General features: G+C 39.5%; 18 protein-coding genes. 11 read left to right on the top strand and 7 right to left on the bottom strand.

The genetic code is table 11. From position 1 onward, the window contains the following. Positions 1-136 precede the first annotated feature (136 nt). Complete coding sequence (locus BMF77_RS17100) at positions 137-1291, bottom strand: Re/Si-specific NAD(P)(+) transhydrogenase subunit alpha (protein ID WP_148764481.1); 1155 nt, start codon at positions 1289-1291, stop codon at positions 137-139. 563 nt (positions 1292-1854) lie between these two features. On the opposite strand from BMF77_RS17100, the gene BMF77_RS17095 reads away from it, so the two are divergent. After that, positions 1855-2367 carry a DUF2808 domain-containing protein gene (locus BMF77_RS17095; RefSeq protein WP_148764479.1) on the top strand — a complete coding sequence of 171 codons (513 nt, stop codon included), beginning with the start codon at positions 1855-1857 and terminating at the stop codon, positions 2365-2367. On the opposite strand, the gene BMF77_RS17090 is transcribed toward BMF77_RS17095, so the two are convergent. After that, complete coding sequence (locus BMF77_RS17090; protein WP_148764477.1) at positions 2364-2543, bottom strand: hypothetical protein; 180 nt, start codon at positions 2541-2543, stop codon at positions 2364-2366. The genes BMF77_RS17095 and BMF77_RS17090 overlap by 4 nt on opposite strands. Positions 2544-2639: 96 nt before the next feature. Between BMF77_RS17090 and rpmH the strand changes: the two genes are divergently transcribed. The 8 genes from rpmH to BMF77_RS17050 all read left to right on the top strand — a co-directional run bounded on the left by rpmH (position 2640) and on the right by BMF77_RS17050 (position 7096). Next, positions 2640-2774 carry a 50S ribosomal protein L34 gene (rpmH, locus tag BMF77_RS17085; RefSeq protein ID WP_015081067.1) on the top strand — a complete coding sequence of 45 codons (135 nt, stop codon included), beginning with the start codon at positions 2640-2642 and terminating at the stop codon, positions 2772-2774. Between the two features lie 27 nt (positions 2775-2801). Continuing rightward, on the top strand, positions 2802-3191 hold the full coding sequence (rnpA, locus tag BMF77_RS17080) for a ribonuclease P protein component (RefSeq protein WP_148764476.1): 390 nt from the start codon (positions 2802-2804) through the stop codon (positions 3189-3191). Next, positions 3178-3564 carry a PH domain-containing protein gene (locus BMF77_RS17075; RefSeq protein ID WP_148764474.1) on the top strand — a complete coding sequence of 129 codons (387 nt, stop codon included), beginning with the start codon at positions 3178-3180 and terminating at the stop codon, positions 3562-3564. Before rnpA ends, BMF77_RS17075 begins: the two co-directional genes overlap by 14 nt. Before the next feature lie 231 nt (positions 3565-3795). Beyond that, a complete protein-coding gene (gene yidC, locus BMF77_RS17070) occupies positions 3796-4941 on the top strand; it encodes a membrane protein insertase YidC (protein WP_148764472.1) in 1146 nt (381 codons plus the stop codon). A 2-nt stretch (positions 4942-4943) separates the two neighbouring features. Beyond that, a complete protein-coding gene (locus tag BMF77_RS17065; RefSeq protein ID WP_148764470.1) occupies positions 4944-5459 on the top strand; it encodes a R3H domain-containing nucleic acid-binding protein in 516 nt (171 codons plus the stop codon). 135 nt (positions 5460-5594) lie between these two features. Beyond that, positions 5595-6098, top strand: coding sequence for a DUF177 domain-containing protein (locus tag BMF77_RS17060; protein WP_148764468.1), 504 nt, complete (start codon positions 5595-5597; stop codon positions 6096-6098). 313 nt (positions 6099-6411) lie between these two features. Next, complete coding sequence (locus BMF77_RS17055; protein ID WP_148764466.1) at positions 6412-6711, top strand: type II toxin-antitoxin system HigB family toxin; 300 nt, start codon at positions 6412-6414, stop codon at positions 6709-6711. After that, entirely contained in the window at positions 6695-7096 is a 402-nt protein-coding gene (locus tag BMF77_RS17050) for a type II toxin-antitoxin system HigA family antitoxin (RefSeq protein WP_148764464.1), read from the top strand. Before BMF77_RS17055 ends, BMF77_RS17050 begins: the two co-directional genes overlap by 17 nt. 280 nt (positions 7097-7376) lie before the next feature. On the opposite strand, the gene miaA is transcribed toward BMF77_RS17050, so the two are convergent. Further along, a complete protein-coding gene (gene miaA / locus BMF77_RS17045; RefSeq protein WP_148764462.1) occupies positions 7377-8267 on the bottom strand; it encodes a tRNA (adenosine(37)-N6)-dimethylallyltransferase MiaA in 891 nt (296 codons plus the stop codon). 200 nt (positions 8268-8467) lie between these two features. Here miaA and gyrB point away from each other — a divergent pair, with 200 nt between their 5' ends. Both gyrB and rpoD read left to right on the top strand, forming a co-directional pair. Next, positions 8468-10900: a DNA topoisomerase (ATP-hydrolyzing) subunit B gene (gene gyrB / locus BMF77_RS17040; protein ID WP_148764460.1), complete on the top strand. Its 2433-nt coding sequence runs from the start codon at positions 8468-8470 to the stop codon at positions 10898-10900. A gap of 1169 nt (positions 10901-12069) precedes the next feature. Further along, positions 12070-13245: an RNA polymerase sigma factor RpoD gene (rpoD, locus tag BMF77_RS17035; protein ID WP_148764458.1), complete on the top strand. Its 1176-nt coding sequence runs from the start codon at positions 12070-12072 to the stop codon at positions 13243-13245. A gap of 54 nt (positions 13246-13299) precedes the next feature. Here rpoD and BMF77_RS17030 read toward each other — a convergent pair whose 3' ends face one another. The 4 genes from BMF77_RS17030 to BMF77_RS17015 form a co-directional block, all read right to left on the bottom strand. Next, positions 13300-13533, bottom strand: coding sequence for a hypothetical protein (locus BMF77_RS17030; protein WP_148764456.1), 234 nt, complete (start codon positions 13531-13533; stop codon positions 13300-13302). Between the two features lie 115 nt (positions 13534-13648). Continuing rightward, on the bottom strand, positions 13649-14560 hold the full coding sequence (locus BMF77_RS17025) for a lipopolysaccharide assembly protein LapB (RefSeq protein ID WP_148764454.1): 912 nt from the start codon (positions 14558-14560) through the stop codon (positions 13649-13651). Positions 14561-14659: 99 nt separating this feature from the next. Continuing rightward, entirely contained in the window at positions 14660-15091 is a 432-nt protein-coding gene (locus tag BMF77_RS17020) for a PIN domain-containing protein (RefSeq protein WP_148764452.1), read from the bottom strand. Beyond that, positions 15081-15338 (bottom strand): ribbon-helix-helix domain-containing protein, encoded by a 258-nt coding sequence (locus BMF77_RS17015; protein ID WP_015081052.1) that lies wholly within the window; start codon positions 15336-15338, stop codon positions 15081-15083. Before BMF77_RS17015 ends, BMF77_RS17020 begins: the two co-directional genes overlap by 11 nt. Positions 15339-15702 lie beyond the last annotated feature (364 nt).

Here is a 15702-nt window from a genome sequence, read left to right as displayed (position 1 = left end):
ATTTTGGATTTTTAGCTCACGCAGAGGCGCAGAGAGAAGATTTACAACAATCATGGAAAATATCCCTCAAGAACTCATTTCTCTGTGAACTCTGTGCCTCTGCGGTTCGTTATTCCGTGAAATTTATTCATGTCAACTAAACCGCTACCGCTTGTAAAGCGTCCTTTACTCGTTGGTTTCTAATTTCTCCACCATGAGTAACACAAGCAGCAGCAACTATGTCGTCATCAAAGTTGATTTCTAAGGCTTTGTTTTTAATCAACAGTTGCATTAGTGAAGTAACGTTCTTTGCATACAGTTGGCTGGCGTGTACTGGCATTGATGAGGGTAAATTAATTGGTCCAATGATTGTTACACCGTTCCAAACAATATCTTTACCTGCTTCTGTACAGGCGCAGTTTCCACCTTGTTCTGCGGCTAAATCCACAATTACTGAACCGGGTTTCATTTGTGCCACCATTTCCTCTGTCACCAGTCTGGGGGCTTGTCTTCCTGGTACTTGGGCGGTGGTAATGACAATATCGGAGTTTTTGACGTGGCTGGCTACTAGTTCTTGGGTACGCTTTTTACTGTCTTCGGAAATTTCTTTGGCGTAACCACCGGCTGCGACGGTTTCTTCTTCGAGTTTGACTTCGACGAATTTCGCCCCTAAGCTTTGGACTTCTTCTTTAACGGCTGGGCGGATGTCAAAGGCTTCTACTACTGCTCCTAGTCGTCTTGCGGTGGCGATCGCTTGCAATCCTGCCACACCTGCACCCATAATAAATACTTTGGCGGGAGCAATTGTCCCCGCAGCGGTGGTTAACATGGGGAAATATTTCGGTAATGCCGCCGCCGCAATCAATACGGCTTTATAGCCCGCCAGTGAAGCCTGGGAAGACAAGGCATCCATGCTTTGCGCTCTGGTGGTACGGGGGATTAATTCCATACTCAAGGCTGTAATTTGCCGATTTGCCAATTGTTGGGCAATTACGGGATTTCCTAGGGGATTCAGGAAGCTAATTAATACAGAACCTGATTTAAGTAATTCAATTTCTGTCCGGCCATCTTCTCTGGTTTGGGGTGGGCTAACTTTGAGTAAAATATCTGCTTCACTCCATAATTGAGCAGAATCATGGCTAATTTTTGCCCCTGCGGCTTCATAGTCAGCATCACTGAAAAATGCTTTTTCTCCCGCACCAGCTTCTACCCAAACTTCTAAACCTTGTTTGACTAATTTAGCTACGGTGTCAGGAATTAAAGCTACACGCCGTTCACAAACTTCTATTTCTTTCGCAACTGCTATTTTCATGCAATCTCCTGGATATAAATACTTAACATCACCCGTTAACTTTTAATACTTCTTGTGTCAAATTAGTATCATTAAGCTGATGGGATGATTAACCATGAATTACCTTTGTAGATAGAATTTCCAAATTTTGCTTTTGCTATCTTCCTTATCTAGTCACAACCTCAACTTGACAGTATGCAGATATCATCCTTACAAAACAGCTATAAGTAGAATTAGTTATCGCACATCCTCTGCCGATTTCCACATTTTGGATATTGTTCTTTAGATTATTTTATATTTTGGAAAATTCGCACTCTTTTTTTTGATTCATTATGGAATTTTTAATCATTTGTGATATATCTGAGTATTCATAATTAGCAACAAAAATTATTCTTTTAGATAATAAAATTAAGAATGTTTACACTAAATGCTAAATAACAGTAATTTTGCTTTATAGATGGAACTTTTCACAAGAATGGCACTTTTACCTTTAACTAACGTCTATTGTCAAGCATATAGTAGTAAAGTTTAGTTACAAATACTAACGCTTAGTTAAAAACTATCCACTAGCGGAAACCTAATTTATGAAACGCTTACTTTCTGCCTTAGCTGTTACTAGCTGTTTATTAACAAGTTTTTCCGCTACAACTTGGGCGCAAAGCTTACCCGGTTTGACACTTTTTAGCGGTGTCAAAGCTGATAATCAACTGCCCTACCGGTTAGATTTTGGCGGACAAACCAATAGCACTGATCGTTATATACTAAGACTTCCAGCCCAAAAAATGAAACTGGCAGTAGCTCAATTTGCCATTACCTATCCTGATTATTACAAGGGAAGTTTTGATACCAAAAGTGTTGAGGTTCTAGTTAAAGGTAAAAAAGTTGCCCTGTCTGAAGTCAAATGGGATAAGGCAGGTGGGGTGATTCAAATATTTCCCCAAGAACCAGTTCCCGCTGGTCAAAAAGTGGAGTTAGTCTTCTCCAACGTTGAAAATCCGTCCTTCGGGGGAGTTTATTATTTCAGATGTCAAGTTCTTTCCCCTGGTGATGTACCATTACTGCGTTATATTGGTACATGGATTATCAGTATTACTTAAAAAGGGAACGGACAACGGACAACGGACAACGAACAACTGACAACTGACAACTGTACGGGCGAAGCATTTGGAGAACTATTTTTGGCAATGACCGATAATTTATCATCCAAATGCTTCGCCCCTACTGACAACGAACAACGACGAACAACGAACAACAAACAACTGACAACTGACAACTGACAACTCTATCCAGAAATATGTTTTTGTTGCCTGTAAAGTGGTAAAATATCAGATTGTGACTTTTTATGAAAATCGCCTAAAAGGAGAACAGTATGCAAAGAACCCTGGGCGGCACTTGCCGTAAGAGAAAAAGAACATCTGGATTTCGCGCCAGAATGCGGACACCAGACGGCAGAAACGTGATTAGCGCTAGAAGAAAAAAAGGACGGCATCGTTTGAGTGTTTAGGGTAAAATTCAGCAATTAATAACTGTTGTGGCTTTGCCCAAAGCATATCGTCTCAAATCCCGTCAGGATTTTCAGGCAGTTTTCCGGGAAGGAATTCGGCGACATAGTTCTCATTTCACTTTGAGAGCTTTAAAACCTACTCTTTTGACAGAACCTTCTTTGGATACTGCCCCCCCTAGCACAAAAATTGGTATTGCCATTAGTACAAAAGTCAGTAAACGCGCCGTTGTTCGCAACAAAATCAAAAGGCAAATAACAGCAGCATTACATCAACTATTGCCTAAATTACTCCCAGGATGGCGGCTAGTATTAATTGTGAAACCAACAACAACAAAATCTGAGTGCGAAACTCAGAAATTTCTGCAAGAATTAGAGCAGTTGTTGGCACAAACTGAGGTATTAAATGGGCATTCGTGAAGAAGTTTTTTATGAGGGTGGTCCCCACATTGGGGATTTAATTCTCAATCTGCTGATTGGACTGACAGTGGTGGGTATCCCCTTAGCTGTGGGGGCAATAGTCAGGGCTATATGGCTGCGCTTCCGGATCACAGATCGAAGGATATGTGTAACTGGCGGTTGGATGGGACGCGATCGCTTTGATGTAATTTATTCAGAAGTGGTAAAAGTTGTCAAAGTTCCCCGTGCCATCGGCCTATGGGGAGATATGGCAATCACTCTCAAAAATGGTACTCTCATAGAAATGCGGGCTGTTCCTAACTTTCGGGAAGTCTATGACTACATTAACGAAAAAGTTGCTGCTAAAAATCCCCAATATAGCAGTTCTAAATAAGTCATTTGTCCAGAGCGGCAACATTCAGATTTTTAGATAATGTGCGGCTATCCGTAGCTTCCCTCGCTGGCGTAGCTTGTGGATAGTCACAGCAATGCTTAACAAAAACCTCTACAATATAGAGCAAAAGCTTGGGAGAGAACCCCCTCTAGTCAGAGGATAGGCTCAACTAAGCATCCCATTCCTCACCGGGGTGGGAGTGTCAAAGTACCGCAGGTTGAATTCAGAATAATGGATTTTGGTATCGGGTTTCTCTCGAACAACGTGATGTTGCCAATCATAGACCTTTTCTATGGTTTTGTCCCTAGCTATGGGTTGGCGATAGTAGCTTTAACATTGATTATCCGCTTTGCACTCTATCCCCTGAGTGCCGGTTCTATCCGTAGTATGCGACGGATGAAAGTCGTGCAACCGCTGATGCAAAAGCGCATGGCAGAAATCAAAGAACGCTATAAAGACGATCAGCAAAAGCAACAAGAGGAAATGCTCAAGGTCCAAAATGAATTTGGTAATCCCTTAGCAGGATGTCTCCCTCTACTTTTGCAGATGCCAGTATTACTAGCACTGTTTGCCACTTTGCGGGGGTCGCCTTTTTCCGGCGTTAACTATTCCGTTAATCTGCAAATCTTCCCTCAAGAACAAATTGAGCGCATTCAACCCCAAGCCTTTGCCACTTCTCCGCAAAATATTTATATTGCTGATGGAGAGCATACTCCCATTTCTGCCATCTTACCAGGCGGTAATAAGTTAACAGTGGGAGAAAAGACTAAGATTCAATATCAAACCGTGGAAGGGAAACCATTTGATTTGCTCTTAGCAGAACACCCAGAAACTAAGTTGACACCTGACTGGAAAATCACTAAAGGTGAAGAAAGGGTTAAAATTGATGCCCAAGGCAATATAGAGGCTCTAGAACCCGGAGACGTGACCATTCAAGGCACAATTCCCGGACTAGCAGCAGAGAAAGGATTTCTCTTTATTGATGCTTTGGGTCGAGTCGGAGCTATTGATGCCGATAACACAGTCCACTGGGATATTGTGGGGATGATTGTCTTCTTTGGTATCAGCCTTTATGTGAGCCAAATGCTGTCTGGACAAAATTCCAGCGGTGGCAACCCTCAGCAAGATACAGTAAATAAAATTACCCCTGTCATCTTTTCTGGGATGTTTTTATTCTTTCCCCTACCGGCTGGAGTTCTCATGTATATGGTAATTGGTAACGTTTTCCAAACCGTCCAAACCTATATTCTCTCCCGTGAACCTCTACCAGAAGAAATTCAAAAAATCGTAGATTTACAAGAGAAAGAAGCCCAAACTATCGAAGTAAAAGCGTTGCCATTTGAACCCAAAAGTTCTAAGAAAAAGGCTAATGGTTGATTATGAGCGACATTTCTATGCAAAGTAGTGAACAATGGTTACAGAATTTGCTACTTCTGACTGGTGTATCTACCCAAGTACGGGCTAATTTAGAAACTACCCCATCTTCTGAGCAAGATGTCCCAGCAGGAGCAAGCTACTGGTTGACAATAGATCAAACTAATTTAACATCAGAACAAATTAGGATTTTAATTGGTGCTGGTGGTTCGGTGCTAGACGGAATTCAGTATCTAGCAAATTCCGTTCTCAACTTAAACCAACCAGAAGACAATCAAACGGCTTACACGGTTGAATTGAGTGGTTATCGGGTGAGACGAGAAGGCGAAATCCGCACTTTAGCAGAAAATGCTGCCGCAGAAGTTCGCTTTTCGGGCAGAGAGGTAGAACTTCAATCTCTCAGTTCTTCAGAACGTCGCCAAATCCACACGTTATTGCAGGAATTTTCTGATTTAGAAACCTTCAGTCGCGGTAAAGAACCTTATCGTTATTTAGTTGTTCGTCAGGCAGTTACACCATAATTAGGGAACAGGGAACAGGGAACAGGGAATAGGGAACAGACAAGAATATTACCAATTACCAATTACCCATTACCCATTACCCATTACCCATTACCCATTACCCATGCTCAATTTTAAGGGTATTTCACAAATCCTATGGACGCTATTTTTATTCCGCAGCTAACTAAAGCCCCGGAGCGGACAGAGGAAATTCATGTTCAAGAGTTTCTGCCTGGACTAGAAACATTGACACCAGTTCGCGGAGTTATCCAGGTTAAACACCAGGGTAATTATTTAGAAGTTTCATCTCAGGCAGAGACAATTGTTACCTGTACCTGCAACCGATGTTTGCAGCAGTATAACCATCGTTTGGTTCTGAATACTCAGGAAGTTATTTGGTTAGACGAAACCGCTAATCAAACGGAAGATTTGCCTTTAGAAATGGAAGTCGCTGTCGAAGATTTACTGGAAACTTTAGCACCTGATGGTCATTTTGATCCCAGTGAATGGCTCTATCAGCAGATGTGTTTAGCATTACCTCAGCGTCAATTATGCAATGTTAATTGTCCGGGTATTTTAAATACTGCTGTTTCTGAACCACCTACGGATAGCCGTTGGGCTTTATTAGATGCTTTGAAAAAACAACTCCCAGATAATTAGTAAATTTACTATTTGGTGTGTTATGGCTTAATTCTTTATGGCTCGGTAAAAGCTGTTAATACTCTCTCAAGCTCCTCAAGGATTTTTCATCTTTGTGGAGTTTTTAATTACAGAGAAATGAAAAATGAACCACGAAGGAACGAAGGACACGAAGGGAAGAGAGTTTTAGAGAGATTTTGCATAATTCCTGAATTGACTCTTGACAATTTACTCTCATTTTGAGAGAATATAAATAGTTAAAAGAGTTAAAAGGTAAGAGGAAGCAGAACGATGACTCTCACAAAAAAGTTAAAAAATAAACCCAAAATATATTATGCACTTAATTCACATTCGCACCCTCCGCGAAGAAGCAGCAAAGTACCCTGATATCAAAAAACAAATTGAAGATTGGTATAAAACAGTTAAAAAATCCGAATGGCAAAGTTTAAATGATGTTCAAAAATTTCACCGAGATGCTGAAGCTGTTGGTAATTTTACTGTTTTCAATATCAAAGGTAATGATTATCGTTTAATTGTAGGAATGGATTATGAAGATCAAACGGTGTACTACAAATACTTGCTAACTCACGCCGAATATAGTAAAAATGAATGGAAAAATGACCCTTACTTTTGACCGAAATACTTACAGTCAATTACTAGCAGAAATCGCTCCTAAAGTAATTGACACAGAGGAAGACTATGAACGTCTTTTAAAAGTTGCAGAATATCTAACTTTTAAAAAAAATCGTAGTCCAGAGGAGCGAGCTTTACACAAATTGCTTGTCAGACTAATTGAAGATTATGAGGAAGAAAATTATCCAATGGATGAATCTACACCTCATGATATATTGCTACATATTATGGAATCTAGCGGCATTCGTCAAGCTGACTTAGTACGTATTCTTGGTTCTAGTAGCGGTGTAGTTTCAGAGGTTGTCAACGGTAAACGTTCAATTAGTAAAGCACAAGCTAAAGCCTTGGGAGAATATTTTAAGGTTTCTCCTAGTTTATTTATTTAGAGTTCGGTTTTTCAAAAATTTACAGAATTTTTGTCTGATAGCGTAGCGTGGCGTTAGCCATATCAGGATATCCAGGATTTAAGGATTTACAGGATTGTTATTGGTATCTTATTCAAGAATAGTAAGATATTAAGAATAACAAATTAAGAAAAATAATATCTTGTAAATCCCTAAATACCTAAATTATCAAAATCCTGATATCAACAAAAAAATAAAGAATAACATCCTGAAAATCCTTAAATTCTGGATATCCTGATATGGCTAACGCCACGCTACGCTATCAGACAAATTGATTAATTCTTTGCCAAACACTTTCTAATAAATCAGGATTATTCATGTCAACATATTCAAGATCAGGAGATTGTCTAAACCAAGTTCGTTGACGTTTGGCGAATTGTCTGGTATGTAAAACAATTAATTCTTTAGCTTCATCTAAAGAAATTTCACCAGTTAAATATTGCTTGATTTCTTGATATCCTAATGTATTTAATAAAGATAAATCAGTACCATATTTTTGACAAAGATATTCAACTTCACCAACTAAACCATCAGCTATCATTTGCTCAGTCCGGTTGCGAATTCTCACATCTAAATGTTCGGCATCAGAATCTAAACAAATTTGTAAAATTGGATAATTCGGAGGATTTTCTCCTTGCTGCTCAGAAATGGGAATACCAGTTGTATAGTAAACCTCCAAAGCTCTTAAAGTTCGCACCAAATCGTTAGCATGAATTTTTTGAGCAGCGATCGCATCAACTTGTCCCAATATCTGGTAAAGTTGAATTTGCCCAAGAGATTCTAATTGCGATCGCAATTCTGGCTGTGGTGCAACTCTGGGAATCTTCATTCCTTGCACAATGGAACGAATATATAAACCAGTTCCACCCACTAACAACAGTGTTTCAACTCCCAAACTAGCAATTAAAGCTTGTGCTTGTTCCTGATAATCTGCTAATGTCATTATTTCAGTTGGTTCACAGATATCTATCAAATAATGGGGAACTGATTTTTGTTCAATCACATTTGGTTTAGCTGTACCAATATCAAACTCACGATACACTTGACGAGAATCCGCACTAAGAATTACAGTATTTAATCTCTGGGCTAAACTCAAAGCTAAACCAGATTTACCCGTCGCTGTTGCTCCACAAATTACAATTAATTTAGTCATTAGTCGCTTTGCTCCAATTAAAAATTAACAAATTAAAAATTAAAAAAGTAATTTTAATTGATAAAGGGTGATAACCCCTATATAAACTTCTCATTAAATTGCGCTACAGACGGCAGGAAGGCTTTTGTGATATACTATTGGGGTGATTTAACTTTTTTCGCCTTTTGGCGATATTAACCCCAAGCATCAGGAGAATTTTCATGACGAGCAGTTACAGTGCCGATCAGATTCAAGTTCTGGAAGGTCTGGAAGCCGTCCGCAAACGACCAGGGATGTACATTGGTACTACAGGTCCGCGAGGACTCCACCATTTAGTTTACGAGGTAGTGGACAACTCTGTTGATGAAGCTTTAGCTGGTCACTGTACCCATGTTGAAGTGGATATCAATGCTGATGGTTCTGTGACAGTAACAGATGATGGTCGGGGTATTCCCGTAGATATCCACCCAAAAACCGGGAAATCAGCTTTAGAAACAGTGTTAACTGTTCTCCACGCTGGTGGTAAATTTGGTGGTGGTGGCTACAAAGTTTCCGGTGGTTTACACGGGGTGGGGATTTCGGTTGTTAACGCCCTGTCTGAGTTTGTAGAAGTTACGGTTTGGCGTGATCACAAGGTACATAACCAGCGATATGAACGCAGTTTCGCCGTTACGGAATTGGTCGCAACGCCTTATAAAGAAGATAGAACGGGTACTTCTATTACCTTCAAGCCAGATACACAAATTTTTACCACCAGCATAGAATTTGATTACATTACTTTATCAGGTCGTTTGCGCGAGTTGGCGTATTTGAATGCAGGTGTCAGAATTATTTTTACGGATCATCGTTTAGAAATCCTGAAAAGCGACACACCGAGAATAGAAACTTACGAATATAAAGGCGGTATTAAAGAATATATCGCCTACATGAATCGTGAAAAGCAACCACTCCACGAAGAAATTATCTATGTCCAAGGGGAACGTAACAACGTCCAGGTAGAAGTTTCTTTGCAGTGGTGTACGGATGCTTACACAGATAATGTCCTCGGCTTTGCTAATAATATTCGGACTATTGATGGTGGTACGCACTTAGAAGGTTTAAAGGCAGTTTTAACTCGGACATTAAATGCCACTGCTCGCAAACGCAATAAAATTAAAGAAGGTGAATCTAATCTTAGTGGTGAACACGTCCGTGAAGGTTTAACGGCTGTAATTTCTGTTAAAGTCCCTGATCCTGAATTTGAAGGACAAACTAAAACTAAACTGGGAAATACTGAAGTTCGCGGTATTGTTGATTCTTTCGTGGGTGAAGTTCTCACAGAGTATTTGGACTTCCATCCGGCGATCGCTGATGCTATTTTAGATAAAGCTATCCAAGCGTTTAAAGCTGCTGAAGCTGCCCGTCATGCGCGGGAATTAGTCCGTCGGAAATCAGTATTAGAATCTTCTCCTCTACCTGGTAAATTAGCAGATTGTAGTTCCCGTGATCCTGCTGAGTCTGAAATATACATCGTGGAAGGCGATTCAGCGGGTGGCTGTTTTCATGGTGATACATTAGTAGCATTAGTTGATGGGCGATCGCTCAGTTTTAAAGAAATCGTCGCTGAACAAGCACAAGGGATTACACATGAATGCTTCACTATGGATGGTGATGCAATGGTTCCAGGACAAATTATCAATCCCCGGATGACCAAAGCGAATGCTGAAGTTGTGAAGGTAATATTTAACAATGGTCAAAGTGTTATCTGTACTCCAGATCACCTCTTTTTAATGGCAGATTCTCCACTTCGTCCATTGGATGATAAAAATCATGAGCCTGTTTATAAGCCAGCTAGAGAATTAACAAGTTACGATTTACTCAAGAGACCACCTACTCTGGCTGGATTGGTAGGTGAAAATGTTGAAACTCCTCTAATGTCTATTTTGAGGGTTGATGATGTTCAACCTTTAGAGGAACGTTTTGACGTTTACGATATCGAAGTTCCGCAAACACATAACTTCGCTTTGTCCAGTGGTGTATTTGTTCACAATAGCGCCAAGCAAGGACGCGATCGCCGCACCCAAGCAATTCTCCCTCTGCGTGGTAAAATCCTCAACATCGAAAAAACCGACGACTCTAAAATCTATAAAAATAACGAAATTCAATCGTTAATTACTGCACTCGGTTTAGGTGTAAAAGGTGAAGAATTTAATGCTGGACAATTACGATATCATCACATAGTCTTGATGACCGATGCTGACGTAGATGGAGCGCACATCCGCACGTTGTTGTTGACTTTCTTCTATCGTTATCAACGGGCATTGATTGAACAAGGTTTCATCTATATTGCTTGTCCTCCACTGTACAAAGTAGAACGAGGAAAAAATTATCAGTATTGTTACAGCGAACGGGAATTGCAACAGCATCTAGGTACTCTTCCCAGCAATGCTAACTATACCATTCAACGTTTTAAAGGTTTGGGAGAAATGATGCCAGAACAACTCTGGACAACCACCATGAATCCAGAAACCCGTACCCTCAAACGAGTGGAAATTGAAGACGCAGCCGAAGCTGATCGGATTTTTACCATCTTAATGGGCGATCGCGTCGCACCAAGACGGGAATTCATTGAAACTTATGGTTCTAAACTGAATATGACAGATTTAGATATCTAAGGTAATGGGTAATGGGGAATTGGTAATTAAGTTTCTACCTCCCCCGTTCCCTGTTCCCTGTTCCCATAACTTTTTCGCTAAAAATCACAAATTTTCTCCACAAATAGGGAAAGCATTTGCTATGCTTAGAAAGCGCAACTAGATATTATCTACAAAGCAAAGATTGGTAAGCATACACAAAACTTTTCATAACCAGATGACAGCCGCTTTCTTAAAATCAGAAGTATTCAGAATCACAATTGGCATACGCAAAATTACTTAAATAGATCATTAGGTAACTTTAGCAACAATATTATTTATCACCTGATTAAAATATCGTTGTATACAATAGGAACAGTTTGTCAAGTTGCACAGGGTAGAAATCTCAACTCTGCGCTAATGTGTGAATAAGGCTAAATTGAGATTTCTCTCAATTCATCTTTTACCCAGCTAAAAATATGCCATAACTTTAACTCCTTAGTTCAGGTTCTTGGTATAGCATATACAAGGGTTAGTTCCTGGAAACAAAAACCAATTACTAGCGCCAAAGTGAATATGTCCAATTAGTTCAACCAGAACTAATTTCTGTAAACAATTACCCGTCCTCGGGTGAAGTTACAACAGAACATAAATACTATTTGTGCAGTTGGGAACAATTTGTGTAAGTTTTATAAAAGTGTGCCTACCTTTTAATTTAATGAGAATGCCACTGTCAAACCAAAAAGTTTTCAACAAGATTTAATGGTATCACCACCATTTTTAATGTCTTTTTGATAAAGGTGGCTTAATCTTAGTAAATGAGTTCATAGATAATGCACAAAAAGAGGGCAATTTTTGTGAAACAGGCTACAATCGGAACAGTATTTACAGTTAAATTTGCCAAATGTCATATACTTGTATCTCCATCAGGAAACTTTTTGAAAAAAAATGGATCTAGGCTATAGATTTGCTCAATCAAAAGTGACATGGGGAATTACCAAGAATGACAATTTAAAAAGCGAGCAATTCACTAAAAAGTGATATTTGCCACTTTTACTAAACCATCCTGCATAAAACAGGAAAAAAATCACCGAAAATATTTTGAGGGTAATCAGCCAAACCCTAATTTTCGGTTTTAGAGATTACTTAATGCCAAAAGTAATCAAAATGTCTTGAGTAACTGATTCTGCAAGGAGCATGAGGAACGCGGCATGAACCAGGCTAACAACGTACTCGATAATATTTATCAGCCTGACCTAGAAATGATAAATCCGCCTGAGATCGAATTACAAGCACTCTTAATAGAAGAACAAGAGGACTTATTGCTGACTGATGACGGCGAAATTGATGATTTTTTAGAGCCTCAGTCTGATGAGGACGACGCAAAGTCTGGAAAAGCCGCTAAATCGCGTCGTCGGGCACCAATTGCCAAGAAAAAGCACTACACCGAAGATTCCATTCGTTTGTATTTGCAAGAAATTGGGCGGATTCGTTTGTTACGCGCAGACGAAGAAATTGAATTAGCGCGGAAAATTGCTGAATTACTGGAACTAGAACGAGCGAGGGAAAGGCTTTGTGAACGCCTAGAACGCGATCCTAGAGACAGTGAATGGGCAGCAGAAGTATCGTTACCATTACCGACCTTTCGTTATCGGCTGCACGTTGGCCGCAGAGCGAAGGACAAAATGGTACAATCTAACCTGCGGCTTGTAGTTTCCATTGCCAAAAAATACATGAATCGGGGCTTGTCCTTCCAAGACTTGATTCAAGAGGGTAGTTTGGGTTTGATTCGTGCCGCTGAAAAGTTTGATCACGAAAAAGGCTATAAGTTTTCTACCTACGCTACATGGTGGATACGTCAAGCAATTACAAGAGCGATCGCTGATCAGTCCCGCACTATCCGGTTACCAGTTCATCTCTACGAAACCATTTCTCGGATTAAGAAAACCACCAAACTCCTCTCCCAAGAAATGGGACGCAAACCCACAGAAGAAGAAATTGCGACTCGCATGGAAATGACCATCGAGAAACTGCGGTTTATTGCCAAATCTGCCCAGTTGCCAATTTCCTTAGAAACACCTATCGGTAAAGAAGAAGATTCCCGTTTAGGTGATTTTATCGAATCTGATGGCGAAACACCAGAAGATCAAGTTTCTAAGAACCTGCTGCGGGAAGACCTAGAAAAAGTCCTAGATAGTCTCAGTCCCCGTGAAAGAGACGTTCTCCGACTTCGCTATGGTTTAGATGATGGTCGCATGAAAACTCTGGAAGAAATCGGCCAGATTTTCAATGTTACCCGCGAACGCATTCGCCAAATCGAAGCTAAAGCACTCCGTAAATTACGCCATCCCAATCGGAATAGTGTACTGAAAGAGTATATTCGTTAATTGTTAGGGGTGGGTTTAAAATCATCAACCTCTTAAACCTGCCCCCAGCATTAATTACATCTTCCCTTTCTGCATAACTTCTTGCAGATGATGGCGAATTTCGTGTGCTTGTTCAATTTCTGATTGCCGTAATTTTTGGAACAGTTCTACACAGGGTTGAGAATTAGCTTCCTTGGCATCTTTGATATAATTTTCATAAGCTTGAACTGCTACCGATTTAGTATGCAGCACACTAATAAAATCAAACTCTAAGTTACTAATGGGTTCTTGAGTTTTGGTTTTAGTCATTTTTCGACTCTGTTGGTTATTTAATTAATTTCTACTTATTCCCTGAGATTTATTCATCTGTCTAAAAGCTGATAAAATCCTCTGTTGTGAGTAGAGACGTTTTGTCAAAATGTCGCTACTTATTTAATTTTCGCGCTTCTTGTAATAACTGCTGGGAATTTTTCACCCACTGCAAATTACCTTGAATATTATATAAATCTTTAGAATATTGGAACACTTGCACAGCTTCTTTATGCTGCTTTAATTGCATAAAAACTAACCCTGCACCATAATAAGCATTAGCATAATTAGGGTTAGCTGCGGCTGATTTTCTGAAAGCTGCTAAAGCTTCGCTTAATTTACCCTGGTTAAATAAAATTGAACCAAGATTATAGTGTGCTTCTGCGTATTTAGGATTGATTTTAATTGCTTGATTAAAAGCTGCTTTTGCTTGCTCAATTTTCCTTTGTTGCAAATAACAGATCCCTAAATGATAGGCTGGTTCAGGAGCATTTTGACTCATTGTTCTGGCTTTTTGAAAAGAGGCGATCGCACTTTCCCAATTTTTTTCCTGTTCCTTAACTAACCCCATGTTATAGTGGGCAAAACCCAGATTTGGATTTAACTTCAAAGCCTGATTTAAATAATCTTGCGCCAATTTTAAATTATTTCCTTCTAATAATGCTGCACCTAAATTTGCAAAAGCTAAAGCAAATTGAGAATCGGCTTGGGTAGCTTGATAAAAAGCATCTGCCGCAGGTTGTAACCGTCCCGATTGTCGTAGTGCTAAACCCAAATTATAGTGCGCTGCTGCTAATTTAGGATCTAGTTTAATAGCTTGACGAAAAGCGGTAATTGCTGCTTCTAATTGTCCTAGTTGAATTGCTTGTAGTCCTTGATTTAACGATTCTGTAGCTGCTTTGCTATTTGAGTTTTGTGCCAGTATTAGAGTAGGGGGAGAATTGGAAAATACGGGTTGAATATTAATACTTAATAATAAAAAATTGATTATCCCCAAGATGGGATATTTAATTAATGGTAGTTGCATAAGTTTAGTTTTGTTTCGCGCAAAGGCACAAAGGAGCAAAGACGCAAAGGAAGATCAGGAAAAATCAATGTTGTTCTGGTAAACTTGGACTTTCGATAATTAATCATTCAGTTTAAAAGGATTTGTAAACTTTACACCCTCAACAGTTGCACCTGATGGAAAATCTTCACTGTAAATTTCTTCAATTTGATTGAGTCTTGCTGTTGCCCAAATTTGCGCGTCCCAAAAACTAAAGTTATGGGTTTCTAGTCCACGAATCGCTTCTAGGGAGATTAATTTTGTCATATCAACAATATGGCAAATAGCTAAGTAGTTACGCATTCGCACCAATGCCTCAGCAGGAGTTAAAAGCGAGCGTCTAGTGCGGGTTGTAGCCATAAAAAACTCCCCTATCACCTGGGTACTAATTACTGCTTTCCCCGAACGAATTAACCTATCAACAACTGCGATCGCTTGTTCCTGTTTTGTGGTATCTAATGGATCGTAGACGTACACTAGAATATTAGTATCAATAAAAACTCTACCGTTCATAAAGGTCTTCCCGCTTCCAGTCTCTACCTCCAGCTTGAACAGGTCGAGTTTTGATTTGTGCAATAAATTCTCTTTCGGCTTCCCACAGTGAGATATCGGTTTGGGGGACAGTGATTTCACCAAGATGAAGGTCAATGGCTTGACGGATAATCTCGGCTTCACTTATACCTGTTTGTTGTGCAATCTCTTTGAGTAGATGTTCTTGACGTGGTTGGATATAAATCTGCTTGCGAATTTTGGTTGACACAATTTAGAAGTATATTTAGTGTATACATTACATTATACATTATTTATGGGAAAATTGTGATGCCTTCGTTAATTGAGGTGTTAGTTTTTTCCCTTGGAGAACTCCACAAAAAAATGATCCAATGGTATCTTGCCCGTCCTTGTATTATTAGCGGGCAAGATGCCCGCACTACAAGAAATTTTGGGATATTTTTTAAATTGGAAGTCTCTTGGAAGATCATCTGTAAAAACTTCTGGAAAAGCAAACTAAGCTCCTAATTTCTGTACCTAACTCAGATGAAATATGCTGTAAATTCTTCCTTCTGTTGTCTATTTACGTTACCCTTTTAAATTACTTATTGATAACTAAACCTTAAACTCATTAT

This window comes from Dolichospermum sp. UHCC 0315A, assembly GCF_008121535.1.
GTDB classification, from domain to species: Bacteria; Cyanobacteriota; Cyanobacteriia; order Cyanobacteriales; family Nostocaceae; genus Dolichospermum; species Dolichospermum lemmermannii.
Note: the sequence above shows the minus strand (reverse complement) of the source record. Positions and strands in the feature narration are given on the sequence as shown.